This is a genomic window from Abyssogena phaseoliformis symbiont OG214 (assembly GCF_016592595.1).
Lineage (GTDB): Bacteria > Pseudomonadota > Gammaproteobacteria > PS1 > Pseudothioglobaceae > Ruthia.
Map to the genome: position 1 here is coordinate 820,588 of NZ_AP012977.1, position 23,590 is coordinate 844,177.

Genomic DNA, 23,590 nt, shown 5'->3' on the forward strand with positions numbered 1-23,590 from the left:
AATTTCTAAATTGATAACATTGTTATAAGTACTAACTGTTCAAAACAATCAAACAACTTCTTTCATTTCTGCAGCATAACTAGGCTAATTATCCTTTACTGGTAAAGAAAACATTACTATTAATGCTAAAATTAGTTTTTTCATCTTTTGATAATACTTGATGACTTTTTTGAAAAATACAAAGCGATTAAAATGTTCTTTAGGTGTTGTATTGCTGATTTTAACAAGGTGATACATGTTGTCTTTAATAAACTGGTGTTTGGTTTTTTTCGAAATGCTATTATCTGGTAGATTAATCGGAAATGGTGCAAATAAATTAATCTCAATAATGTGAAACAAACCTTTTAATAAATCTTGCTTAGAGTTAGCTCTAAGCCCTACTCTGGCAATACGAAAATGTGGCAATTCTTGCAAGTGATTGTGCAATTCTTTAAACTCACTGGATGAAAAATCTAATATGCAATCTTGATAAATTACCTGTTTATTATTAATGCTATTGATAGGATAAGGCTCATCCGAATGATTAATTGCTTGGGTAATTGTTAATGTAATACAACTCGTTTCATTATCAGAGTCACGAATATAGAAAATCTCATATTCTTGCGCTTCTGTTGCCGCCTCTTGAACAATATAAGGAGTTTTGCTTTTTTTATGATTAAAAGCTAAAAAATCATCCTTTGAATCAGCCCTTTTGATACCATTAGAATTTTGCCCCCACTCTGGTTTTAAAAACACAGGAAATTTACAAGGCGGGTTGTTTTTATCAAGATAGGTTTGCTTTAATCGCCACTTTAAAGGGATGCTCTCATCCATATCAATTTTAGAATAAAACCTTTTTTCTTTATTGTACCGCTCAGCATTGATTTGAAAATAATACCAAGGTAGAATGCCGAGTCTTAACGACCAATAAATATAATAAAAAATCAACCTAAAAGTCAAAAATCTCTCCTCTGGCAGGGTTGTCTGAATAGAAGTGTAAACTTAGGCTGGACTCAATGGCACTAATTTGATGAATGTAATTGTCCATTTTTCCTTTCACACCATTACTATATTGGCATGCGCCATCAACAAGTGTGCTGCTTCTAAGCTTGGTCAGTGGGTTCTTGTCAAAATCTTTACACATCAACCACCCTTTAATCACATAAATAAAAGCACGGTCTGGATGTCCATGAATACGTGTTGTTGCGCTTTTGTCCCAATTTAACAACCCTAACCAATAGCTTTTATTGTTAATAACAATATTCCTTGTATAACTACATTGATCAAACAACAAGGCCTTTAAATCTATATCCAAAGCTAGTGTTTTTATTCGTTCAATAGCTAAAGCATATTTTTCTTCATGAAGTAATACACACAACGTCTTAAAATCGAAATCAGTTGAGTGTGTGTAATGCGTATTTTGAATTTTTTTAAACATTATTTAGTGCCTTTCCTGTCTTAATTAAACGATTAAATAAATCAATTAGTTTCATTTTATTAATATTACTAATTAATAATCTAAACACTAATTTTTTTCCACGTAAGTTAAAGACAGCAAGGCGTGTTGCTCTTGATACAAACTATCACGCAAGCGCTGATTAAAATTATTTTTATCAGGGTGTTTAGTTTTAAAGCGAAAGCAAACATTAAAAGAGGTGCGTTTCAGTATCATTTCCAAATCAACACTGGCGTTGATAAAATTCTCAGCAGGTTTTGCCAATTGATGGTAACTCTCAACTCTATCAGAAAAGCCTTGTTTGGTATAGAATTTCCAATCTAAAAACCATTTTAGACTATCAACACGACGGCCACATTGCAATGAAGCAATGCCAAAATCAACGCCATTGTCTCTAAAAATATAGCTGCCATTTCCATCTGCACAAATGCATGATAATAAATACTGATGGTTTAACAATAAAAAATTACACATTAAATTACTACCCAGTATTTTGTGAAAATCCATGGTGAAAGAATCTAGATATTCAATACCTGCTAAAAATTTCTTCTTTAATTTTAAGCTCATAATTGCTGCACCACCATGTAGCCAAAAATTGTGCTTATTTTTCAGTGCGGTTAAAGCTTCAATATTGTCATAAGCACCTCGCACTGTTGTGCCTAATGTCGTACAAACAAAGAAGACTATACCACCTTGTTGTTTGATTTTCTTGATTTTCTTATCAAGTTAATGTTGTGTTCATTGAGCTGTCTTCAAAAGTGGCTATTTTAATTAAATGATCAGTGCCAATGCCTAATATATTAGCCGCCTTGTCTAGCGAATAATGCGCATCTTTATTAACAAAGGCAAACAAATATTTTTGATTAAACAGTCCTTGCTTTTTTACCTCTTTCAATGCTTGATTACGCGCAATCATCATGGCAATCATATTGGCATTACTCGATCCTGTTGTCATTTGTCCTTCGCCGTTTTTAAAACCCACTATGTCAAGCATTTGCTCAATCATGTATTTTTCCATTAACGTCACAACAGGCGCAGATTCAAAAGTGCAATTTGCAGTATTACTCAGCGTAGCCACAATTTCACCCACAATGGAAGGTTGATTGGCGCCCGACTACATACGATTGGTAAAATTAGGATGGCTAGTATTGGGAGAATATTCTAAATATTTCCTCACCCATGCAAATATCTCATCCCAACACTATGAGCCTTGTTTATTTAGATTTAGGGTTTTTTCCAACTCATTAATAGTTTGATAATTAATGAGTTGCTTGGATTTTTAAAAATTTGAAGTGGCTCAGACTCAGGCTATTTTTTTTGTAAGATATCCTGATCTTGCATCAATTAGGCTCGTCTATTTAGAATAACCATGACAATACCTAAAACTAAAATAGACAAAGCAGCATTTGCCAAGCCTAAGTCAGTTTGTATTTACCCATTCTCACTCCACTTAACCACCCCAAACCCAACGGGGTAAACAAATGGAAAAATATTGCACCCGCCATCGCCACTGACGCCATTAAGCCACCAATGCAATGTAGTTTTTATCTTCGATGCCACAAAACAAGAGGAGATAGCAAAACCAAGAAAGTGATTAACTCAAAACCGCCAACAATATAAGCGCCATATTGAGTGAACAATTCACCCATCGTATTGCCTAAAACCCCACTCATTCATGCGCCTAAAATAGAAAAGATATGTAGTGGCTCTGCTGCACCATTGAATTTATACGGCAATGAACCTAAAAAACATATGATGCCCATAAAGCAATTAACCAGCTAACAACAACTTTAATATTATTATTCATTTTTTCTACTCCCTTTTTTGTTTTATGATGATTTTTAAAGTTTAATTATAAACGATTCAATGCCTTACCAGAGTCTAAGGACATTCTTGTTATGTCGGCAGCTTCAACTAATGAACTGGCTTTTTTAGTATGCCAAAGAATCAAACTAGCTGCCAAAACCAAGCCATCATAAAACAGCCCTTGTTCACCCGATAAGGCAGATTTTCCCAATTTAACTGTGTAATCTGCCAAGGCTTTAATGTCATTATGCACATCCAGTTCACTAGGAAATGAAATAGCGCGCATGTCTTGATTAATGCCCAATGACTTAGGGGCAATATTTACTCTGTCTTGCTCAACCAAACCTTGATAAGAAATCATTAAACCCTTTTGGCGAAGTGAGGGAATTACACCACCCTCAACGCCACGAACTAACAATGATGTATCCATACCCGAAGCAGTTACCAAGTGTGCATAAATAGGAGGGTAAGGCTTATGCACATAACCCAAAATAGAATGCGTTTTTTTACCACGCATTGGTCCAATTAAAGTTTCTACTGTATTAATCACACTGCGTTTAATAATTTGATTACGCAAAGGTACAAGGTTGTGTAAGCCTTGGCAGTAGTTTGCTTGATCAATATATGACCAACCAATATTGTCATCTTCAAGCCGAGCTTTTGCTTGTGTAGTTGAGTGGTCAACTTCTAAACCTAAAGCTTTATTAATATGCCGATGAGTAAGCCCATATTTTGGTGATACACTGTCCAAGCCATGAATAACAGTAGGCAAACCAAGCTCAGCCAACAATGGTGGTAAAAATGATGAAATGGGGACAGAACGATTATAGCCACTATAGGGGTCGCCCAAATCTACCAAATCATCAACCATCACCTGCTGCTGATCAGACTCGCTAAGAATAGCAGCAAGAATGCCTTCATTCTCTTCACGTGTTTCACGTTTCATGCGAAGTGCAATTAAAAAGATAGCCGATTGCACGTCATTAATCTCACCACGCAATATACCTTGCATACCTGCTTTAGCCTCTTCAAAATCAATATTTTTACTCAAATCAGGGCCTGTTGCTATGCGTTGAATAATTGAGTGCATAAGTGTTTGAGATGTTTTCATAATTTTAAATATTAATATAAATTTTATTATTTTCTTGTTTAGTAGGATAAACGTGCAAATTATCAACATCTACCTGTGCGCTATCCCCTGTGGTCAAATCAAAGCTGAATCCATGTAGTGAACACTTGATTCGATTGCCTTTTAAACAACCTAGCGTCAATTTAATATCTTCATGTGGACAGCGGTTATCTGCACAATACAACTCACCTTGATTAAGTATAATCAATAAATCTCTGCCCTCTACAACAACTTCAACCATTGTGCCTTCTTTTGGAGCTCGATTTAGAACTTTTACCCACATAAAATCTAGAAGAGTCTCCAAACATTATTACCATCTAATTGAGAGGAGCATTGTTGAAGTTGTTGTTTATAACGCTGTGCATTGTCATCAACACCACGTGCTATTTTTATAAGCCATGGCTTAGCAGAATAAGTTTGTTTATTAAAACCGCCGTGTCCTTCATGATAAGCAAGGTACTGATTGCGAGTATCTGATTTATCAATACCAGAACGCTTACTAGACTGATTAATGTACCAGCCAATAAAGTCTATGGCATCGTCAAAATCATCACGATTGGCATTTTGATTACTCGTTTTTAGCTGATACCATTCCCAAGTTGTGTCTTTAGCTTGTGCAAAACCATAGGCACTACTTGATCTAAACCACGGTACAACGCCAAATAACTTATTTCTTGGCGGTCTTGCATCTGATGCAAAATGCGATTCTTGATACATAATAGCCAACTGCACATGCATAGGTGAACCATACTTTTTCTCGCTAGCTTTAACTGCTTGATACCAACTCACCTGCTCATCCATTAAATGGCAAATATTACTCACTTGTACAGCAGGCGTTGAAAAACACCCATTAAGTGTTAATGAAATTAACGAGATGAGTAAGTATTTTTTTATCATATAAATATTTTATAAACAACAATCACTTGAATGATAAACAAAATGATAAACATGCCCTTAACAACGCCGTTTGATAACGGCTTAGACTCAGAACTAGGTATCTTAGCGCCTTTTTCTAGATTAACATCCATTGCCACCCAACCCTTCTCAGAGTTTTGCGCGCTAAACACAACGCGTGTATTAACTTTTAGACGAGATTTGTCAAAAATATTTTTTTGATGGATGAAATATTTTTCACCATCATCACCCGTAATAAAACCATATCCCTTAGTGCCAAATTGCGCCACTATTCCTTTTATTTTTTTTGCCATTTTTCCTCTTATTTTTTACGCAAACAATACGTTTTTTTTCAAAAAAATCAACATTTTCACGTTGAAACTTGAGCTCATTTTTAATGTCATCAAAACATTGTAACTGCTGACATTCAAACCCTTTAAAAAGTGAAACCACTTCTGTCTTATTAACCACATAAGACGGTCCATTTACTTGTGATTGAGGATAATTTAAGGTTAATAATAGCACCCTACAACCAGCGGGTATTATAGCGTATAAGTGGGATGCATATTTCGCTCTTAAAACTAAAGGCAGTACGATTAAAGACGCTCTATCATAACACAGCACTAATATGATTAAAAATAATCACCACAATAAATATCAATATTTTTTTGAAGAAAAAATCACAAATTTGCTGCTTTTCTTAGTTGAAAAATGCAACTCATTTTCTACAAAAAACTGCTAAGCAGCAAGCTCATTCAACTCAACATCCAACACCTTGAAACTTTTTTCTAGAAAATACAACATATCAACGCTTTTTCCACATAATGGCACAAACATACAAGCATTAGTACTTAGTTTTACACAATCAATAAATTCAATTAGTCTTGAGTTAGGTTGATTTTTATGCCAACCTATTTTCCCTTCTTGCCAGTGCGTTATTCAATCAGTCATATATAATAATAATCCATGAAAAAAAGAAAAAAAAATTTACAATGGCTGCTGGTTATTATTGCTATTTTTAGTTTTCGTGCTTATCAGCAACATAACTTGAGTAGTGGCATCGTACCAAATTTTAATAGCAAAACTTTAAGTGGAGCAATTGTTTCATCACACTCAAATGAGCCAACTTTAATACACTTTTGGGCCACTTGGTGTGGCATTTGTCAACTTGAAAATGACAATATTCAGACCATAAGCCGTGATTATAGAGTGCTTAATATTGCTATGCAATCTGGTTCTGATGCTGATTTGCAAACATACGCACAAGAGCATGATATGCAAACAAACAATATCATTAATGATAATTCTGGTTCTTTGGCAAGGTTGCTTGGCGTTAAAGCCACGCCAACGAGTTTTTTCATCTCAAAAAACAACCAAATTAAATTTAGCGAAGTGGGCTATGTGAGTACGCTGGGTTATTGCTTAAGATTATGGTGGGCAAGTTTGTGAACATACAAAACTGGCATCCAAGTATCAAAACATTACTTGAAACACAATCAATGGTTGATTTAAAACGATTTTTAAATCAACAAAAACAAGCTAAAAAAGTTATTTTTCCCCATTCTAAAAACTGGTTTAAAGCCTTTGAATTAACTGCGTTTGATAAAGTTAAAGTCATTATTCTTGGGCAAGATCCTTATCATGGATTAGGACAAGCTCATGGTTTGAGTTTTTCAGTCGTTCAAGGAGTAAAAAAACCGCCATCGCTTGGCAATATCTTTAAAGAATTACATGGTGATTTAAACATTGAGCCTAGCCAAAGTGGCGATTTAACACACTGGGCAATACAAGGTGTTTTACTGCTTAATAGTGTTTTAACTGTTGAAGCTCATCAGGCAGCCTCTCATGCCAACCAAGGTTGGGAGGTATTTACCGATGGTATTATTAAAGCCCTAAGCAAAGAAAGACAACATTTAGTATTCATGCTTTGGGGTGCTTATGCACAGAAAAAATCGATCTTTATTGATAAAGATAAGCACTTAATCCTTACTACCACGCATCCCTCTCCTTTATCAGTACATCGTGGTTTTTTAGGATGTCGGCATTTTTCAAAAGCCAATGATTATCTTAAAATGCACAATCAACAAGTGATTAGTTGGTCATAATGAAATTGGTTATTGATGATGCTTGTTATGCCTATAAGAAATTTTTTGACTGTTTTGGTGAAATTACTGCCATTGCTGGTAGAGATATTAACGCCAGCTCGGTTAAAGATGCAGATGTATTAATTGTACGTTCGCGCACTAAAGTTAATCAGGCATTATTGGACGGTAGCCGAGTAAAGTTTGTCGGCTCAACAGTTGCTGGATTGGATCACATTGATCAAGATTATTTAAAGACTAAAGGTGCTCAATTTTTCTCAGCTCAAGGTTGCAACTCAATGGCAGTAGCTGAGTTTGTGATAAGTGCCATTGTTAATTTAGCAGATGAGTTGAATTTTGACTATCAAAAGAAAACGTTAGGCATTATTGGTGTCGGCAATGTGGGTATAAGATTGGCAGAAAAAGCCAAATTGATGGGCATTAAAACCTTATTGAATGATCCACCACGCCAAATGCGCGAAAATCTAGACAACTTTGTTGATTTAAATACAGCATTAAGCGCTGATATTGTTACCTTCCATACGCCGCTGACTATGGATGGCAAGCACCCATCCTATCAACTTCTTAATGAAAATAATTTTCATCACATTACAAATAAAACTATTCTTTTTAATGCCGCACGTGGTGGTGTGATAAAAGAAGCAATATGGCAAAAGTATAAAACACTTGCTAATATTATTGACTGCTGGGAGGGTGAACCTAACATCAACCCAAGTTTACAAAATACTGCTTATTTAGCCACACCGCACATTGCTGGACACTCAGTTGATGCAAAATTTATGGGCAGCTTTATGATAAATGAAGCATTGTGCGCTTTCTTAGGCGAAAAGCAAGATAAAAATATCAAAAATTTAATTAGTTCTGATGAGTTATTCATCGATAAAAATAATTTAAAGGATACCTTAAATAAAATTTATGATTTTCAACAAGATGCAAACGCCATTAAAGATATTAACAACTTTGAGGACTATCGCAGAAACTACCCCATTCGTTATGAATGGCGCCATTTTAAAAGCAAAATCACCTTGCCAATTGTTTGATTAATTTTCAATAAAATTTTGCATCTCAAACTTAACCAAATCACCTTATAAAAAATAATCACTCAAAAACTCATAATAAAAACATAGTTTATCGCACTTCTTCAATCAAAACAACAGGATATCCCATGCCAAACTTAGCCAAGTCTCTTTCCTTCTTGTTCCTTTTTATACTAGCCCTAACAACCAACGCTAACATCACCATCAGCAACACCACCACTCTTCGCTCACTCAATAATAACCCCATTCAATTCAAACACTACATAGATGAACACCAACACGTTCGCTTAAAAACTCGCAATGGTGCTTTATAAAGAAAACCGCTACCGAGGTTGATAGCCAAACTGAACTCTATGATTTAAGTCAAAAAGTCTCTTCTTTTAAAATCATCAACTTAACCCCTCCTAGGGAGTTTGATCCACATGCCAATAAAGTTTGTTTCTACGCTAGTGTTGAGCACAAAGGCAGTGAATTTTGTTTTGGGGCAGGTGAGCATGCCTCAGTAGACAAATAGCTAAGATGATTTGTTTAAGTCTGTACATATGCCACTTGGAATGAGTGTGGATATTTATAGTGATATGAGCTTTACAGACAAGCACAAATACTATTTTTTAGATGAAGCTAATCTATGGGAACTTAATAGACAAATCTCATCATTGAAGGTTATCAATAACAATCTATTGGCAGACTCATCAATTGACACCACTGGCACACAAACGCAAAGTATTAGTGTTGAGGATTATCTAAGGCTTAAGCAAGCATTAGATGCGGGCAAAGAGATACTATTCCAAGCCTACGGTATGTATCAATCAATCAATTGTAATGATAATGAATATCAAATAACGCTTAAATTTACCAATGCTGATGATGAGATCATTAACGAACAGAGCATTAGTACTAACGACCCTTATTGCTATGATATGTATATGAATATTGAAGGACAACCTTATAAGTTTGATGTGATTCCTATACGCTAACAGATAGAACTTGTGATACTAGTCGTTATCAATCTTTGCTAATTGGGTATTTATCTTCAGCAAATGCTGATATCAAAACCATTGAGTTTAGCCAAACCAGCAATCAAGTTAAGATTAAAAATATTAAGCTGACTTAGTTTGAAGTACCTAATGACCCAGGTGATAAAGATTATGACACTTTAAAGGGCGAGGATGTGAATAATAATGAGATAAGAGATGATGTTGAAAGAGAGCAAATCATCCAAGAGTTTAAGGATAAGCCACTGATTTTAAAGCTTAGGCAGCATGATGCAGTAAGAAAGCAAAGAACCATGTTTGCAAGACCCAGTGCAGGATATTACCAATTTTCTGATTTTGGAAGATCAGACAGTAGATAAAAAGTAGAATGTAAATATTACCTAAATAAATACGACCCTCGCCATATCTATCCTGTAATTTTGAGCGATAGTTATGAAAGGGTTGCCGCTATTACTGATATAGAAACAAAAAGGCTAGAGAATATCCCTTACCTAGATTTATCTAATCTAGAATCTTGCCAGAGTTTAGGGATTATCAAATGAAGCACTTTAATCCATTGGTTATTGTTTACTTATAAGCAATGTTAATGCACTCACCAACATCACAAGCAATGAAGTCGATGTTTATTTTATTAATGGCATTAACACTACAAAAAATGATTTTAAAGAATTAAGAAATGCATTAATTACCAAGCTAAACACAAACATTAATAGCAAAACACTTAACTATAGTAATAAGTATTTAAATCCTACCAAAGGTCTCTTTAAAGATTAAAAACAGGCTTATGGTCAAGCCATTAAAGATGAATAACTTTCAGGGCCTAAAAAATCTTTATGGCAGGCTTATCGTATCATACTGTTAAAAGGAAAGCCTAACTACACAACTATAGCCGCAGCTACCGCCTCAGAATGGTTTAAAAACAATGCCCTTAAATCCATTCCCATTTCTAATGCACTAACAGATAAGATGGTTGGATATTCTAAAGAGTCTTTGGGTGGTGACAAAGAGGTATTACTCGTTGCCCATTCACAAGGTAATTTTTATGCCAATACTGTATGGGACAGAATTTATGATGAATATCTTAACTATACTGATGACAAAAATGCTGATGGCTCATTTTTTCACAAACAACGCAACTATCATCCATCGCTAGGCTACTTAGCAATAGCCAGCCCTGCAAACCATTTGGGTAATAATTTACACCACACAGGTGACAAGGCAAAAGTTACTGACTTGGTTAAATTAAGACTGGACACCGCCTCCTTAATACCAGGTTCAATGGATAGCGCTGTTACCAACACCCTAAAGCCAACTAGTTTTCCTCAGTCTGATTGGTTTGTTAATCATCAATTTATTTCCTCATATTTAAATGGCAAGCAAAGCGGTGAAAGAATCAAAACTCAAGCTGCACGTATTATTGCCAATCTTGATTTACAACCTGCGATTGAGTTTTATACATTTCTCCATCCTGAAGGGCTTTGGTGTGGTTATTACAGTGATAATTGGGAAAGTCTTTGTCTTGTATAATGCTCACAAGTATATCGTAAAATACAATGAATTGAAAAAAGGGGTATACCTATTCAGCATACTTGGTGAAACCAATTTAATAGCAACCAATGTATTTGTGCGTATCGGTGGAAATTATAATAAAATTCATATATTAAGAAATTATGGAATTTCATCATTTTTCTGCAAATATTGGAAAAGATAGCAACAATCAATACACTTTTGAATTTGAATACCCACTAAGTTGTCTTAGCAATATTAGTTCTAGCAATAATAATTGTCTAGAGTTAAAAAATCCTCATATTTCTAATAGTGGTGATTTTGAATTTATTGACGTTAAATTAATAAAAAATGGTAATAAATTCACCATAAAAGGAAGGTTAAGAATTGCAAAAATTAATATAGCAGTATTGACGGGCATTGCAAACTCTAAGACATTCATAAATGACAAAGATGCCAAGTTAGTATTTCCAAGTTTCAATGAAAATTGATTTAATTATTGACCTTGATAAGACCGATGATTACAAAACAAAAATCACCTCGACAGAATTTAGCCATACCTTTGATTTATCTAACCAACCCAATGGTAAGCCACACACTTAGACTCAGCTATGGTTATAAAATCGAAGATATAAGCGACTCTAGCAAGGGTAACTTTTGGGCGAATGTTGAAAGAGAAGTGGATTTTTGGGGGCAACCTATTTATCTACATACGGGTACCGGTACTTGGACAGGCAAATATGAAATTTATGGCATTGCTGGCGGTGGTGGACAATATACTAGAGGGTATTACAGTGACAATGTAGAGATTTTAGTAACCTCAATAACAGGTCAAATTCCAGGCATTTATCGCTATGGTGGGTGTTTTTTAACACATATAACCCTTTAGAAAAAATAATATAGTTACCTATGTTGTTGGCAAGAGAAGGAGTGGCTCTTCTTCTTTAAGGGCAACCAAAGTACCACCTCAAGCCCAACATGGTGAAAAACACAACATTTGGCTCATCATTAATTGCTCATGGTGGCTCTGAGTATGGTCAAGCACTAGGTGGTGCAGGATCTGCATCAAACGGTAGTGACGGCGGTTTTAATGACATATCCGTAACAAGTGGAGGCTTATTGGGCTGGTGATGGCGGAACTAGCATTATTTCAGGAGATGGGTGTCGCTAACCAAACTATTCTTTCAGAAAGAGGTATTGGCTCACTGGGCTACTTTGTCAATGGCGCCTATGGAAGAAGGTCAATAGACTTTATGCTTTACAAACTCATGGCATAATAAAAATTACTTACTTGGGAGAGTAGATGAATACCATAAATCACCTATAAAAACAATGCCACAGCCATTTAGAATTCCACGGCCAAAAACATAGTGAATTAAAAAAAAGTAACTTAAAGCATTGTATCTAAGAAAATATTAGGCCATTATCAGCACTGCGGTCATTTCATTTTACTTATTGAACCCTTAAAACAAGGTTGTTTAGAATATTTATCCAGTTCAACAGTTTTGTTTTTAAACAATTCAGCGTTGGTTACATGATGTATAGAGATAACCTCATTAGAAACTTTTGTCATTTTATTAAGGGTTTTGCTTTTACCTGTCCGTGACATTGAGTGCCATTGGGTCAAAAGTCTAACGTTGTTAATTGAATCGTTATCAATGCGATTAGTGACTTTAATAGTTACCAGCTCTTCTTTAACTTGAATTCTAGGCTGCCAAGACTCATCAATATCCATTTGTTGCCAGATATCACCTGCTGATTGATAATCAAATCCATCAAGTCCTAATTCTTTAGAAAGTAAGCAAATAATTTCCCAATCAGGTTTTGAGTCGCCAGCAGGTGGTAAAAAGGCATTTTGCTTTAAATATCTGCGTTCTGAGTTTTTTATGTGCCCTGTTTTTTCTGACCAGCTGCATGCTGGCAAAACGATGTCTGCATCGTCAGTGGTTAGAGTTTTTGTAAAATCAGACACAATTAATGTTTCAAATTGTCGATAGTTAATCATGCTATGTGCAGGATTTGTTGCCATTACCCATAAGGTCTTAATTTGATTGTTGGAAAAAAATTCAGTGGCGGTTAAATCATTTGTTCGTATGCCAATTTCACGACCACCCATGGCGTTGCATTGCCCTGTTAAAGATAACACGCCACAACCAGGTTTGTTGATATTTCCAGTGATAATATGTGCATTAATCAAGGCATTGACCTTATCAGTTGCATCAGTTGATTGGGTTAATCCTTGTGAGTAGACACTGAGTACTTTTTTGTCTTTAAACCAAGATTGGTGAGGCAGATTATTAATAATGTCCATGTCTTTGCCAGGCTCAACTTGAATAAATAAATCAGATTTTTTGGCTGTGGTGCTTTCATAGACATCAACACAAACCACAAAAGCTTTGGATTTTTTGATATGATTAAATACAATAGGGTGGCAATCTGCAGTATTACTGCCAATAATAAAAATAGTTTGTGCTTGATAAATATCATCAAATGACACAGGTACAATGTCAGCACCATAGGCTCTTTTGTTGGCCTTAACAGTAGAGTACATGCATAACCTTGAATTACTTTCAATGTTATCAATGCCGTAAGCCTCTGCAAATTGCCTAGCAACATAAAAATCTTCCATTAACATTTGCCCAGACAAGTACAAAGCTATTTGATGTTTTGGTGTTGATTCAAACGCTTTGGCCATGGCTTTAATGGACTTGTCCCAACTACCTAATGATGGATTGATTAATCTCTCATTATCTGTGCCTACTGTTTCTAATAAAGTCTGCCCTTTAATACAAAGCATGCCTTGATTAACAGGAGAGCCTTTATCCCCTGTTAATTTTAATACAGACCCCGTTCGGGTAATTTCAATGCCACACCCCACGCCGCAGTAAGGGCAAGTTGTCTTAAAATCCATCATTCTTTTCTTTTACTTAAAAACCAACATTAACAACAAAATAAAATTTAACGCAAGCGATAGTGCACTTAATAGCCGGTATTTAGTTAACTTTAATTTTGGTTGCTTGTTCTTTTGAGGTAATAAAAACACTAAATTTGGATGTTCTAAGTCATATAAAAATTCTGACAAAGCCTCATACCTTTGCGCATAATCTAAGCAACACGCCTTGCGTATAGCGCCATCAATCCATACAGGTAAATTTGGATTGTATATCAACACTGGCTCATAAATTAATTTAGATAATTTCTTAGTGCTCAGACTCTTATCTAATTTATTTTGATAAGGCAGATGAGATGAAAACATCTCATACACAATCACACCTAAACTAAATTGATCAGAGGCTTGTGAAACACTTTCATTTAAAATAACCTCTGGTGCAGTATAACCTTGCGTGCCCTGATTAGCTATGAAATTAATAGGGTTAACCAATTCTGCTACGCCTGCAATTCTGGCTGAGCCAAAATCAATAATTTTAATTTGGCCAATTTCATCAATCATGATATTTTCTGGCTTTAAATCACAATGCAACATTTCTTGGCGGTGAAATGCTCGAAGCCCTTGAATAATTTGCTTCACAAAACTCACCACCACTTCAATATCAGGATGCCTATTTACATCCATCCACGCTCGCAAAGTTTGCCCTTTAACATACACCATGGCATAAGCCAAAAAGTTGGCTTTTTTATGACTGTTGTAAATTTTGACGACATTGGGGCTTTGCACTCGTTGCCCTACCCACTTTTCATACATAAAATGTTGTAAGTATTCTGGATCATCTTCAAAATTAACAGAAGGAGTTTTAAGGGCGACTAATTGTTTAGTCACAATATCTTTAGCCAAATACAGTTGCATTTTTGCACTTGAAATAATTAAAGATTCTATCTCAAAACCATTGACTTTCATGCCCTTAGTTAATTCAGGTGGTACAGGTTTTTGGGTTAATTCATCAAACGCTTCACCTAGATTTTTCTCTGGCAATTGCTCAATCGTTATAATCATAGCCGAAACATTATCTTGAGAATCTTGCTTAATTGCCTGTTTAACAATCTTATCAGCAGACGAGCTTTTATCCATTAATGTTGCTAATGATGCATGTTGTAAATAGTCATGCACACCATCAGTTGTCATTAAAAATTGATCGCCCAGTTCAAGATCAAAAGTTTGGTAATCAACATTAATGCTTAAATCAAAACCCATCGCTCTTGATAGATAGGTTTTTTCTTTGTTGAGGCTTAGAATATGGTCTTTGGTCAGTTGTGTCAACACGCCTTTTCTATAACGATAGATTCGTGAATCTCCTACATGAAAAATATGTGCGGTATTTGATTTAATAATAACCACACTAAGCGTGCATAACATGGATGAAATTTCACCAAAACGCATTGATTGGGAATACAGCCAATTATTAAGTGCTGAGATGACTTGACCAGCTGAATATTCAACGCTCCAAGATTCAGGGGTTGAATAATAATCACTCAAAAACCCTTTAACACAACAACCACTTGCTTCTTTGGCTCGCTCGCAAGCACTTACGCCATCGGCAATAACGCCTACAATCCCTTTGTATTCTAGTGTTTGAGGGTTGGGCACATGGTAAGCGCAGGCATCTTGGTTTTCCTCCTTAACACCTGCAATGCAGTGTGAATTAACAATGACTTTTAATTGTTTCATAATTAATTTAGCTTGATTATTTCAACCGTACCATCGTCTAAAATCTCAGTCATGTGTCCTTTCGGTTCTTCTAAAAAGATAACAATTAGTGCTAATACTACCGCACTAACCATGCCAATTAGCATAAAAAACTCATCATAATCTACCAAAGAATTTGCAGTTAAGAACAATACTGCACCCACATTGCCAAATGCGCCTACCATACCTGCAATCTGACCTGTTAGCCTTCTTTGGATTAGTGGCACACAAGCAAATACCGCGCCTGAGCCTGCCTTGGAAAAAATACCGCCAATAACTGTCAACGCCACCACTAAATAGATAGACCAGCTTTTATCCACATTGCCCAATGCTAAAAAACTTAAAGTAATGCCAGAGAAAAGCACAACTAATGTTACCTTTCGACCGTATTTATCGCTCAAATAACCACCACCTGGTCTGGCAAATAAATTAATAAATGGGTACACACCTGCCAACAAAGCTGCTGTAATTTTGGGCAACTCAAACCAATCAACATAAAACATGGCTAGAACTGAAACCACAGCCAATTCAGTACCAAAAGTAACCAAATAAGCCCAATCCAAAATCGCCACCTGTTTAAAGTTATATTGATGTTGCTTAGGCACAGAATTCTTTAAATGCTGCGCATTAATAGTCCAAGTTTTAAACACTTGGAAAACAAACACCGATGCCAAAACAATATACACGCCAAACGCCACACTTAATGAAATAATATTCATTTTTTCAGGTGATAATTTCCAAGTGAGTAGCGACAAAGCAAGATATAAGGGTACATTCATTAAAATATACAACACCAAATCCGAATAGCTACTCACTTCCATTGCGCCCATTTTTTTAGGCTTAAAATAAGTGGACCCTTTGGGCGTATTAGCGACATTAAAGTAATAAAAAATACCATAGCCTATTGCCAATACACTAGCAATGGTAATCGCATAACGCCAACCATCAATCTCGCCAAAACTACTTGCGATAAAAGGTAATGACATGGCCGCACCAAATGCACCAAAATTACCCCAGCCACCATAAATACCTTGTGCAGTACCCGTTTGTTTTGCTGGAAACCACTCAGAAATCATACGAATACCGACCACAAATCCAGCGCCAATAAAACCTGACAAAAACCTAAGCAGAGCAAGTTGTTCATAAGATTGCATCCAACTAAATGCAATTGAAACAAGCCCGCCTAAAACCAAAATAGAGGAGAACATAATTTTAGGCCCGAATTTATCAACTAGCATACCAACCACAATTCTTGCTGGAATGGTCATAGCAACATTAAGAATTAGCAACACTTTTGCCTGTTGCTCGCTTAATGACAAGGCTTGTTGTATAAATGGCATCATTGGCCCAAGGTTAAGCCATATAACAAAGGTCATAAAAAAAGCAAACCAAGTTAAATGCAAAATGCGATACTTGCCCTTAAATGAAAATAGATTTAATTTATCTTCCATGATTAACTCCTTATATTATGCTGAACGCCTATGGTCTGCTGCTTCCCATGGGTTTTTAATGGTTTTGGGTAACAAGTCTGCATAATGTTTGATCATTGAAGGTGTCTTTAGTTTGGATTGAATATAGTCTAGGCCCACGCGTTCCTCAAAATGCATCACTCGCTCAAGATAATTAGCCTCAATACGATATAACTGCACAAAAGCCTTAAGATATTCAATCACTTCTTCTTCGGTTTCAAAAAATCTATCTTTCAAACAGATCTTAGTTCGAATCCCACAAGCACCTGCCACATGAATTTCATAACCTTTTTCAGTACAAATCACGCCAAAATCTTTAATCGTAACTTCGGCACAATTACGCGGGCAACCACTCACACCCATTTTAAATTTGTGTGGCATAAAGTGTGACCAAATAGCATCTTCCATTTTAATAGAAAGCCCCATAGAATCTTGCGTACCCATCATGCAATGATCTGTGCCAACACAGGATTTACACGTTCTAGTGGCTTTGCCATAAGCATAACCAGATTCCATACCTGCCTCAGTCATTTCATCCCACATGTCGTTTAAGTTTTCCTTAGGAATGCCTAATAAGTCAATGCGCTGCCCACCAGTAACTTTAATCGTGGGAACCTCATATTTAACGGCAATATCAGCCAATGCCTTGAGTTCTTTAGGTGTTGTTAATCCACCTTGCATTTGTGGCACAATGGAATAAGTACCGTCTCTTTGCTTATTAGCATGCATTTTTTCATTGTGCGGTCGTTCATCATCATTATGAATATATGCTTCATTAAACTGTGAAGATAAATAATAGTTAATAGTGGCACCACAAGCTTCGCAAGTATTATCAAAATCAAGTTTACCTCGAACATCATCAACACTAACAACTTTGTCTAATGCTCTAATATATTGACGCACTTCTTCTGTTGAGTGTTTTGTACAATCACACAAAGCATCTTTACTTAATATTTCAGCGCCAGAAACAAAACTAAATACTTGTTTGGCAACTGAAGCGCAACCACCACAACCTGTAGCACAACCCGTTTCTTCTTGTAATGCTTCAAAAGTGTTACAACCACCTGCCACTGTACTAACAATATCGCCTTTGGTAACACCCATGCAACCACATACTTGCTCATCCTCGGCCATCTTCTCAACACCTTTGGCACCTGCGCTTGAGTCGTCAATATTAATATCACCAAATAGTAAAGTTTTACGAATGCTGGTAATGTCTGTTTCTTTTTTGATTAAGTCAAAATAAAACAATCCATCTGTTGAATCGCCAAATAAAACTGCACCAACCAATTTGTTGTCTCTAATAGACAATCTTTTACGAGTGTTAAGTGCATGATCCTTGGAACACATAACTTCATCTTCAGGATTATCGAATTCCCCTGCTGAGAAGACATCCACACCTGAAATTTTTAGCTTGGTAAAAATATCTGAGCCTGTGTACATATGATGTGACACCTCACACACCTGCTCAGCACACACACGCGCTTGTTCAAACAGTGGTGCTACTAAACCATACGACATGCCTCGGTGCTTAATACACTCGCCTACTGAGTAAATAGCAGGATCAGAGGTCATCATTGTATCACCCACAATAATACCTCTATCTGTCTGTAACCCTGCAACTTTGGCTAAAGAATCTTCAGGAATGATGCCTACCGACATAACAACCATATCAACATCCATTGCCGTTCCATCCTTAAAGCCCAAGGCTTTAACTGTATTTGTTCCAATAATTTTATTAGTGATTGCACCTAACTTGAATTTAATATTTTTCTGCTCTAATACTTTTTGCAATAAGCCACCAGATGAAGCATCTAGTTGCCTATTCATAATAGAATCCATATTGCCAATCACGGTGACATCAAACCCTAACTCATTGAGCCCATTAGCAGCCTCAAGTCCTAATAAACCTGTACCAATTACGGATACTTTTTTAGCTTGGCCAACTTTTGATTGCATATACTCAACATCATAAATATCTCTAAACGACACCACACCCTCTAACGTTTTACCTGGCAATGGCAAAATAAAAGGCTTTGATCCTGTGCAAATCACTAATCGATCGTATGCTACTGAATATGATGCCTTCTCATTGGTTAATAAAATACTTTTATTTAATCTATCAATAGATGACACCAAACAACCTGGTTTAAAGGTAATGTTATTTTGAGAAAAATAAGACTCGTCATGCGTCTTTATATCTTCAAAATCTTTCTCTCCTGCTAAAACAGGTGAGAGCATAATTCTGTTATATGGCAATACCTTTTCTTCACCAATAATGGTAATTTGATACATTAGTGGGTCAATTTTTAACACCTCATCAACCACCTTCATGGCACTCATTCCCGATCCAACTATGACTAAATTTTTCATGCTATTTCCCTGCCTTGTTTTAATGTTTTATGCTTCTTATAAAGCAAAAGAGCCAGTTATCGCATTTATATACATAGACATACAATAACTGGCTTCAATACCCAATTGCCAACTCTACTTTGAAATTGACGAAAAAAAACGCTTACTTAATAATCCCATCAAGAAAAATTAAGTAAACGTCTGTGTTTGTTGTCGCCCTTCATTAGGTAACTGCGTGAAATTATATCAAAAAATTAAGCTAAAGTGACTTAATTTATTATAATATTTTTATTATTAAGGTTTTTTAACATGGATAAAATAATTATACAACAACAAGATTTTGACTTATCAACAGAAATAGCACTGGTCAAAAAAAACGATTCTGATATTGGCGCAGTGGTCAGTTTTGTTGGCTTTGTACGTGACTTAGATGACGCTACAATTCAAAAAATGACGTTAGAGCATTACCCCGGGATGACTGAAAAAGCACTAAAATCTATTGTTAATCAAGCCAAAAAACGTTGGTCTATTGGCAATATAGCCCTTATTCATCGCGTGGGTGATTTAAATATTAATGATCAAATTGTATTGGTGATTACAAGCAGCAAACATCGTCAATCTGCTTTTGAATCTTGCGAATTTATCATGGACTATTTAAAAACTCAAGCGCCTTTTTGGAAAAAAGAACACACTCAAAACAAAAGCAAATGGGTTGAAGCCAAAAATAGTGACAAAAGCCAAAAAAATCGTTGGGAATAATCTTACTGCCTAATTTTAAAATCCTCAGGTGAATTTAGATTAATCAACATCTCTGCTTGATCTGAAAAATCAACTTTTTGTGCATGATTACTCTTAAACCACATGCCCATCTTGCGATTGCCTTGTGCTAAAAATTCACTCAAATTGTCTTTTAAATTAGTCCTAATTAATGAAAAAGTAGGATGCATTTTTTGCCCTTGCATTGCCACACAAATGCTGGCATCAGACCATTGCATATTTTCTAATAATCTAGCCATAAGACTTTGATTAATAAACGGCCCATCACACGGCACGACCAATAAATATTTTGTTTTGACTTTAATTAAAGCCGACAAAATACCAGCAAGTGGTCCTTGAAACCCAGGCAAACTATCAGTAATAACTTCACCAAATTTTTGATATGCATCAAGGTTTCTATTGGCACTTACCAATATACTATGGACATCTTGATGGATAATATCAACCGCATAACTAATCAAAGGCTTATTGTTAAATAAAATTAAACCCTTATCCTGATGGTTCATACGCATGGCCTGACCACCTGAAAGTATGACAGCAGTGATGTTACTTTTAATAATGCTTTTCATATGGGTATGTTGTTGTCGAATGTATAGGCTGTATGATACAATCAAACAATTAACTTTAATTATAAACCGTAAAAATTTATCATGGACAACCAACAAGTTGATTGTGGATGCGACACAATACCACAATCCTTACTTTCTATTGATGAGGCTTTAGAAATATTAATAAATTCTGCTAAAATTACCAATAGCGCTCAATTAATAGAACTTGATAATACATTAAACAGAATGCTAGCCGTTGATATACACGCTAATATTTCTGTCCCTAGTTTTGATAATTCCGCCATGGATGGCTACGTCATTAATCTTAAAGAAAATCAAATAAATACACCCAGTGGACTTGCATTTGAAATTACTGACCGTATTCCTGCAGGTAGCACTGGAAATGCGCTGGCACCAGGCTGTGCAGCACGTATATTTACGGGTGCTCCCATACCAAAAGGTGCCAATACAGTGCTCATGCAAGAGGAATGCGAGTTGGTTGAAAACAAATCAAAAATTGAAGTTTATCGAGCCATTCTACTGGGTGAAAACATCAGGCCTATGGGTAATGACATCCAATCAGGTGATATCATCTTACCCAAAGGAAAACAACTACAACCACAAGATATTGCGCTGGCCGCCTCTGTGGGCATAGATAAACTTAAAGTGTTTCATAAAATTAAAGTTGGTGTATTTTTCACAGGTGATGAACTGGTCAAGCCTGGAAACACATTACAACAAGGGCAAATTTTTAACTCTAATCGCTATTCGTTAGTAGCACTACTAAGCAAACTTGGTTGCGAAGTTGTCAACTTAGACAACATTAAAGACACCTTTAATGCCACTTGTGATGCGCTAGAGGTATTAAAATCTGATTGTAATTTAATCATAACCACAGGTGGTGTGTCTGTTGGTGAAGAGGATTATATTAAGCCTGCTGTAAAAAAATTAGGTCAATTAAACTTGTGGCGTATCAAGATAAAACCAGGCAATCCACTTACTTTTGGTAGCGTAGGGCGTTGCGCCTTTATTGGACTTCCGGGCAATCCAGTTTCCGCCATGGTAACTTTTTTACTCTTTGCCCGGCCTTTTATTAAAAAAATGCAAGGTGCAAGTCACTATCTAAATACTGCTTTTAAAACTCAAGCAAACTTTGATTGGTACAAGCCAAAACCTAGACGTGAATTTGTGCGTGTGCGCCTTGACTATACAACCTTCCCCACTAAGGCTAATCTGTATCCAAAACAAGGCTCTGACGTGCTTAGTTCCATGGTGTGGGCAGATGGATTGATAGAAATTCCAGAAAAAACCACTTTTAAACGAGGTGAAGTTCTGAACTTTTACCCATTAAATGAGATGTTATCATGAGTGACAAGCGACACACAGCAGTCCAAGCGGGTAAATTAACCCATATTAACCAAAAAGGTCATGCTCAAATGGTTGATGTATCTGATAAACAAGTTACCACGCGTGAAGCAACAGCCATGGCTGTGGTTAGTATGAAACAATCAACCCTTGAGTTGATATTATCTGGCTCAAATGCTAAAGGAGATGTACTCGCTGTAGCGCGTATTGCTGGCATCTGCGCTGCTAAAAAATGCTGGGATTTAATTCCACTTTGCCACCCCTTAATGCTGTCAAAAATAACGGTTGAGCTTACGCCTAATGAAAAAAATGCCACGATTGAGATTAAAACGCTTGTTAAACTTGACGGTAAAACTGGCGTAGAAATGGAAGCACTCACCGCAGCAAGTGTAGCAGCGCTCACTATTTATGATATGTGCAAAGCAGTAGATCGTTTTATCAAAATTGGAGAAATTCAATTACTAGAAAAAAGGGGCGGAAAATCTGGCCATTGGATAAGCGATACACAGCAATCCAGACAGAAACTTGAAAATGCCTAAGTTAATTGACAAATTTGGTAGAGAGATTAACTACCTAAGACTTTCAGTGACTGAACACTGCAACTATCGATGTTTTTATTGTCGTGATGATGAACACACGCCAAATTGCAAACGTGAAGACATTCTAAGTTATGAAGATATTGAAAAAATTGTTCAACTTTTTGCACAATTAGGCATTACCAAAGTTAGATTAACAGGAGGCGAGCCGCTACTACGAAGAGGTATTTCTAAAATTGCTAAGCTCATCAATCGTATTGATGGTATTAATGATGTGCCCTTATCAACCAATGCACATTTATTAGAAAAATTTGCTGGAAAGCTTTATCAAAATGGCATCAATAGAGTAAACATTTCTATTGATTCACTCATTCCTAAAAGGTTTGAAGAAATTACTCGTGGTGGCGATTTAACACAAGTTATTAAAGGCATTGATGCGGCAATACAGGCAGGCATGAGCCCAATTAAAATTAATGTAGTGGCAATGCGTGGCGTTAATGATGATGAAATCGAACCAATGATTGATTTTGCCATTAATAAAGGCATTGATATCCGCTTTATTGAAACCATGCCAATTGGATTGTCAGGCATAAAGGCACTTGCTCAACACATTAGTGAAAAAGACATTTTTGCTAAAATCAACAAACACCTAAACAATCAATTAACCCCCATCACATCTAATAAAACTGCCGGTCCTGCTCATAATTTTAAAATTAAAGGCACAAACTCTACAGTAGGCATAATCAGTGCCGTATCAAACCATTTTTGCCAAACTTGCAATCGTGTTAGACTGACTGCCAAAGGAGATTTAATCTTATGCCTAGGGCAAGAAGATTCGATTTCTTTAAAAGACGCCGTACGTTCAGATTTAACAGAGGATGAAATTAAACGCATGATTCTAAATGCAATTAATAAAAAACCTGAAAAGCATGAGTTTAGCTCTGTTATTGACAATATCAGCAACCGGCAAATGGTAGAAATTGGCGGGTAAAACAAT

The 23,590-nt window shown here is 36.0% G+C and carries 28 protein-coding genes and 2 pseudogenes; 14 read left to right on the forward strand and 16 right to left on the reverse strand.

Translation table 11 applies throughout. The features are described 5' to 3' along the window. Nucleotides 1-84 precede the first annotated feature (84 nt). The 10 genes and pseudogenes from CVPH_RS05245 to CVPH_RS11225 all read right to left on the reverse strand — a co-directional run bounded on the left by CVPH_RS05245 (nucleotide 85) and on the right by CVPH_RS11225 (nucleotide 6,203). Nucleotides 85-939, reverse strand: a complete 855-nt coding sequence (locus CVPH_RS05245) for a hypothetical protein (protein ID WP_201340698.1) — start codon at nucleotides 937-939, stop codon at nucleotides 85-87. Beyond that, nucleotides 929-1,417 carry a cupin domain-containing protein gene (locus CVPH_RS05250; protein WP_201340699.1) on the reverse strand — a complete coding sequence of 163 codons (489 nt, stop codon included), beginning with the start codon at nucleotides 1,415-1,417 and terminating at the stop codon, nucleotides 929-931. The genes CVPH_RS05245 and CVPH_RS05250 overlap by 11 nt, the downstream gene beginning before the upstream one ends. An 87-nt stretch (nucleotides 1,418-1,504) precedes the next feature. Further along, entirely contained in the window at nucleotides 1,505-2,149 is a 645-nt protein-coding gene (locus CVPH_RS10760) for a pyridoxal-dependent decarboxylase (RefSeq protein WP_342590475.1), read from the reverse strand. A 7-nt stretch (nucleotides 2,150-2,156) separates the two neighbouring features. Beyond that, nucleotides 2,157-2,531 (reverse strand): annotated as a pseudogene (locus CVPH_RS10765) (pyridoxal-dependent decarboxylase); the annotation flags it as partial. A 448-nt stretch (nucleotides 2,532-2,979) separates the two neighbouring features. After that, the gene (locus tag CVPH_RS10770) at nucleotides 2,980-3,108 is read right to left on the reverse strand and encodes a hypothetical protein (protein WP_281064620.1); all 129 of its coding nucleotides are present in this window, start codon (nucleotides 3,106-3,108) and stop codon (nucleotides 2,980-2,982) included. Between the two features lie 179 nt (nucleotides 3,109-3,287). Beyond that, a complete protein-coding gene (locus CVPH_RS05265; protein ID WP_201340700.1) occupies nucleotides 3,288-4,352 on the reverse strand; it encodes an anthranilate phosphoribosyltransferase in 1,065 nt (354 codons plus the stop codon). A gap of 4 nt (nucleotides 4,353-4,356) precedes the next feature. Next, entirely contained in the window at nucleotides 4,357-4,653 is a 297-nt protein-coding gene (locus CVPH_RS05270; protein WP_201340701.1) for a Rieske (2Fe-2S) protein, read from the reverse strand. 5 nt (nucleotides 4,654-4,658) lie between these two features. Further along, nucleotides 4,659-5,267: a transglycosylase SLT domain-containing protein gene (locus CVPH_RS05275; protein WP_201340702.1), complete on the reverse strand. Its 609-nt coding sequence runs from the start codon at nucleotides 5,265-5,267 to the stop codon at nucleotides 4,659-4,661. After that, on the reverse strand, nucleotides 5,264-5,578 hold the full coding sequence (locus tag CVPH_RS05280) for a cold-shock protein (RefSeq protein WP_201340703.1): 315 nt from the start codon (nucleotides 5,576-5,578) through the stop codon (nucleotides 5,264-5,266). Before CVPH_RS05280 ends, CVPH_RS05275 begins: the two co-directional genes overlap by 4 nt. Next, nucleotides 5,535-6,203: pseudogene (locus tag CVPH_RS11225) on the reverse strand (class I SAM-dependent methyltransferase). Before CVPH_RS11225 ends, CVPH_RS05280 begins: the two are co-directional and overlap by 44 nt. Nucleotides 6,204-6,230: 27 nt before the next feature. On the opposite strand from CVPH_RS11225, the gene CVPH_RS05295 reads away from it, so the two are divergent. From CVPH_RS05295 to CVPH_RS05305, 3 genes are read left to right on the forward strand one after another with little or no spacing between them, the layout of a single operon-like run. Beyond that, nucleotides 6,231-6,713: a redoxin domain-containing protein gene (locus tag CVPH_RS05295; protein WP_201340705.1), complete on the forward strand. Its 483-nt coding sequence runs from the start codon at nucleotides 6,231-6,233 to the stop codon at nucleotides 6,711-6,713. Next, nucleotides 6,695-7,369, forward strand: a complete 675-nt coding sequence (gene ung / locus CVPH_RS05300) for a uracil-DNA glycosylase (protein WP_201342434.1) — start codon at nucleotides 6,695-6,697, stop codon at nucleotides 7,367-7,369. Before CVPH_RS05295 ends, ung begins: the two co-directional genes overlap by 19 nt. Beyond that, nucleotides 7,369-8,406 carry a 4-phosphoerythronate dehydrogenase gene (locus CVPH_RS05305; RefSeq protein ID WP_201340706.1) on the forward strand — a complete coding sequence of 346 codons (1,038 nt, stop codon included), beginning with the start codon at nucleotides 7,369-7,371 and terminating at the stop codon, nucleotides 8,404-8,406. The genes ung and CVPH_RS05305 overlap by 1 nt, the downstream gene beginning before the upstream one ends. 88 nt (nucleotides 8,407-8,494) lie before the next feature. On the opposite strand, the gene CVPH_RS05310 is transcribed toward CVPH_RS05305, so the two are convergent. After that, a complete protein-coding gene (locus CVPH_RS05310) occupies nucleotides 8,495-8,638 on the reverse strand; it encodes a hypothetical protein (protein WP_201340707.1) in 144 nt (47 codons plus the stop codon). 289 nt (nucleotides 8,639-8,927) lie between these two features. On the opposite strand from CVPH_RS05310, the gene CVPH_RS05315 reads away from it, so the two are divergent. From CVPH_RS05315 to CVPH_RS05345, 7 genes are all read left to right on the forward strand, one after another. Beyond that, the gene (locus CVPH_RS05315) at nucleotides 8,928-9,380 is read left to right on the forward strand and encodes a hypothetical protein (protein ID WP_225879644.1); all 453 of its coding nucleotides are present in this window, start codon (nucleotides 8,928-8,930) and stop codon (nucleotides 9,378-9,380) included. A 194-nt stretch (nucleotides 9,381-9,574) separates the two neighbouring features. Further along, the gene (locus CVPH_RS05320) at nucleotides 9,575-9,757 is read left to right on the forward strand and encodes a hypothetical protein (RefSeq protein ID WP_201340709.1); all 183 of its coding nucleotides are present in this window, start codon (nucleotides 9,575-9,577) and stop codon (nucleotides 9,755-9,757) included. Between the two features lie 607 nt (nucleotides 9,758-10,364). After that, nucleotides 10,365-10,925 carry a hypothetical protein gene (locus tag CVPH_RS05325; protein WP_201340710.1) on the forward strand — a complete coding sequence of 187 codons (561 nt, stop codon included), beginning with the start codon at nucleotides 10,365-10,367 and terminating at the stop codon, nucleotides 10,923-10,925. 143 nt (nucleotides 10,926-11,068) lie between these two features. Further along, nucleotides 11,069-11,395, forward strand: a complete 327-nt coding sequence (locus CVPH_RS05330; protein WP_201340711.1) for a hypothetical protein — start codon at nucleotides 11,069-11,071, stop codon at nucleotides 11,393-11,395. A 26-nt stretch (nucleotides 11,396-11,421) separates the two neighbouring features. Continuing rightward, nucleotides 11,422-11,793: a hypothetical protein gene (locus tag CVPH_RS05335; RefSeq protein WP_201340712.1), complete on the forward strand. Its 372-nt coding sequence runs from the start codon at nucleotides 11,422-11,424 to the stop codon at nucleotides 11,791-11,793. 89 nt (nucleotides 11,794-11,882) lie between these two features. Then, entirely contained in the window at nucleotides 11,883-12,035 is a 153-nt protein-coding gene (locus CVPH_RS05340) for a hypothetical protein (protein WP_201340713.1), read from the forward strand. Next, nucleotides 12,035-12,181, forward strand: coding sequence for a hypothetical protein (locus CVPH_RS05345; RefSeq protein ID WP_201340714.1), 147 nt, complete (start codon nucleotides 12,035-12,037; stop codon nucleotides 12,179-12,181). The genes CVPH_RS05340 and CVPH_RS05345 overlap by 1 nt, the downstream gene beginning before the upstream one ends. A 161-nt stretch (nucleotides 12,182-12,342) precedes the next feature. Here CVPH_RS05345 and CVPH_RS05350 read toward each other — a convergent pair whose 3' ends face one another. From CVPH_RS05350 to nirB, 4 genes are read right to left on the reverse strand one after another with little or no spacing between them, the layout of a single operon-like run. Further along, a complete protein-coding gene (locus CVPH_RS05350; RefSeq protein ID WP_201340715.1) occupies nucleotides 12,343-13,818 on the reverse strand; it encodes a molybdopterin oxidoreductase family protein in 1,476 nt (491 codons plus the stop codon). A gap of 9 nt (nucleotides 13,819-13,827) precedes the next feature. After that, nucleotides 13,828-15,528, reverse strand: coding sequence for a bifunctional protein-serine/threonine kinase/phosphatase (locus CVPH_RS05355; RefSeq protein WP_201340716.1), 1,701 nt, complete (start codon nucleotides 15,526-15,528; stop codon nucleotides 13,828-13,830). A gap of 2 nt (nucleotides 15,529-15,530) precedes the next feature. Continuing rightward, a complete protein-coding gene (locus CVPH_RS05360) occupies nucleotides 15,531-16,997 on the reverse strand; it encodes an MFS transporter (RefSeq protein ID WP_201340717.1) in 1,467 nt (488 codons plus the stop codon). 15 nt (nucleotides 16,998-17,012) lie between these two features. Continuing rightward, nucleotides 17,013-19,388 (reverse strand): nitrite reductase large subunit NirB, encoded by a 2,376-nt coding sequence (gene nirB, locus CVPH_RS05365; RefSeq protein WP_201340718.1) that lies wholly within the window; start codon nucleotides 19,386-19,388, stop codon nucleotides 17,013-17,015. A 288-nt stretch (nucleotides 19,389-19,676) separates the two neighbouring features. Here nirB and moaE point away from each other — a divergent pair, with 288 nt between their 5' ends. Continuing rightward, nucleotides 19,677-20,126, forward strand: coding sequence for a molybdopterin synthase catalytic subunit MoaE (moaE, locus tag CVPH_RS05370; RefSeq protein WP_201340719.1), 450 nt, complete (start codon nucleotides 19,677-19,679; stop codon nucleotides 20,124-20,126). Nucleotides 20,127-20,128: 2 nt separating this feature from the next. Here moaE and mobA read toward each other — a convergent pair whose 3' ends face one another. Next, entirely contained in the window at nucleotides 20,129-20,713 is a 585-nt protein-coding gene (gene mobA, locus CVPH_RS05375; RefSeq protein ID WP_201340720.1) for a molybdenum cofactor guanylyltransferase MobA, read from the reverse strand. 81 nt (nucleotides 20,714-20,794) lie between these two features. Here mobA and CVPH_RS05380 point away from each other — a divergent pair, with 81 nt between their 5' ends. Genes CVPH_RS05380 through moaA form a run of 3 tightly spaced genes read left to right on the forward strand, consistent with a single transcriptional unit; the run spans nucleotide 20,795 to nucleotide 23,584 of the window. After that, nucleotides 20,795-22,060 (forward strand): molybdopterin molybdotransferase MoeA, encoded by a 1,266-nt coding sequence (locus CVPH_RS05380; RefSeq protein ID WP_201340721.1) that lies wholly within the window; start codon nucleotides 20,795-20,797, stop codon nucleotides 22,058-22,060. Then, nucleotides 22,057-22,596, forward strand: coding sequence for a cyclic pyranopterin monophosphate synthase MoaC (gene moaC, locus CVPH_RS05385; RefSeq protein WP_201340722.1), 540 nt, complete (start codon nucleotides 22,057-22,059; stop codon nucleotides 22,594-22,596). The genes CVPH_RS05380 and moaC overlap by 4 nt, the downstream gene beginning before the upstream one ends. Then, a complete protein-coding gene (gene moaA, locus CVPH_RS05390) occupies nucleotides 22,589-23,584 on the forward strand; it encodes a GTP 3',8-cyclase MoaA (protein ID WP_201340723.1) in 996 nt (331 codons plus the stop codon). The genes moaC and moaA overlap by 8 nt, the downstream gene beginning before the upstream one ends. Nucleotides 23,585-23,590 lie beyond the last annotated feature (6 nt).

Excerpts from the sequence above, each read along its gene's own strand:
- CVPH_RS05250 (WP_201340699.1), bottom strand. The coding sequence starts at position 1,417 with ATGTTTAAAAAAATTCAAAATACGCATTACACACACTCAACTGATTTC.
- CVPH_RS10770 (WP_281064620.1), bottom strand. The coding sequence starts at position 3,108 with ATGAGTGGGGTTTTAGGCAATACGATGGGTGAATTGTTCACTCAATAT.
- CVPH_RS05265 (WP_201340700.1), bottom strand. The coding sequence starts at position 4,352 with ATGAAAACATCTCAAACACTTATGCACTCAATTATTCAACGCATAGCA.
- CVPH_RS05270 (WP_201340701.1), bottom strand. The coding sequence starts at position 4,653 with ATGTGGGTAAAAGTTCTAAATCGAGCTCCAAAAGAAGGCACAATGGTT.
- CVPH_RS05275 (WP_201340702.1), bottom strand. The coding sequence starts at position 5,267 with ATGATAAAAAAATACTTACTCATCTCGTTAATTTCATTAACACTTAAT.
- CVPH_RS05280 (WP_201340703.1), bottom strand. The coding sequence starts at position 5,578 with ATGGCAAAAAAAATAAAAGGAATAGTGGCGCAATTTGGCACTAAGGGA.
- CVPH_RS05295 (WP_201340705.1), top strand. The coding sequence starts at position 6,231 with ATGAAAAAAAGAAAAAAAAATTTACAATGGCTGCTGGTTATTATTGCT.
- ung (WP_201342434.1), top strand. The coding sequence starts at position 6,695 with ATGGTGGGCAAGTTTGTGAACATACAAAACTGGCATCCAAGTATCAAA.
- CVPH_RS05305 (WP_201340706.1), top strand. The coding sequence starts at position 7,369 with ATGAAATTGGTTATTGATGATGCTTGTTATGCCTATAAGAAATTTTTT.
- CVPH_RS05325 (WP_201340710.1), top strand. The coding sequence starts at position 10,365 with ATGGTTGGATATTCTAAAGAGTCTTTGGGTGGTGACAAAGAGGTATTA.
- CVPH_RS05330 (WP_201340711.1), top strand. The coding sequence starts at position 11,069 with ATGGAATTTCATCATTTTTCTGCAAATATTGGAAAAGATAGCAACAAT.
- CVPH_RS05335 (WP_201340712.1), top strand. The coding sequence starts at position 11,422 with ATGATTACAAAACAAAAATCACCTCGACAGAATTTAGCCATACCTTTG.
- CVPH_RS05340 (WP_201340713.1), top strand. The coding sequence starts at position 11,883 with ATGGTGAAAAACACAACATTTGGCTCATCATTAATTGCTCATGGTGGC.
- CVPH_RS05345 (WP_201340714.1), top strand. The coding sequence starts at position 12,035 with ATGGCGGAACTAGCATTATTTCAGGAGATGGGTGTCGCTAACCAAACT.
- CVPH_RS05350 (WP_201340715.1), bottom strand. The coding sequence starts at position 13,818 with ATGATGGATTTTAAGACAACTTGCCCTTACTGCGGCGTGGGGTGTGGC.
- CVPH_RS05355 (WP_201340716.1), bottom strand. The coding sequence starts at position 15,528 with ATGAAACAATTAAAAGTCATTGTTAATTCACACTGCATTGCAGGTGTT.
- CVPH_RS05360 (WP_201340717.1), bottom strand. The coding sequence starts at position 16,997 with ATGGAAGATAAATTAAATCTATTTTCATTTAAGGGCAAGTATCGCATT.
- nirB (WP_201340718.1), bottom strand. The coding sequence starts at position 19,388 with ATGAAAAATTTAGTCATAGTTGGATCGGGAATGAGTGCCATGAAGGTG.
- moaE (WP_201340719.1), top strand. The coding sequence starts at position 19,677 with ATGGATAAAATAATTATACAACAACAAGATTTTGACTTATCAACAGAA.
- mobA (WP_201340720.1), bottom strand. The coding sequence starts at position 20,713 with ATGAAAAGCATTATTAAAAGTAACATCACTGCTGTCATACTTTCAGGT.
- CVPH_RS05380 (WP_201340721.1), top strand. The coding sequence starts at position 20,795 with ATGGACAACCAACAAGTTGATTGTGGATGCGACACAATACCACAATCC.
- moaC (WP_201340722.1), top strand. The coding sequence starts at position 22,057 with ATGAGTGACAAGCGACACACAGCAGTCCAAGCGGGTAAATTAACCCAT.
- moaA (WP_201340723.1), top strand. The coding sequence starts at position 22,589 with ATGCCTAAGTTAATTGACAAATTTGGTAGAGAGATTAACTACCTAAGA.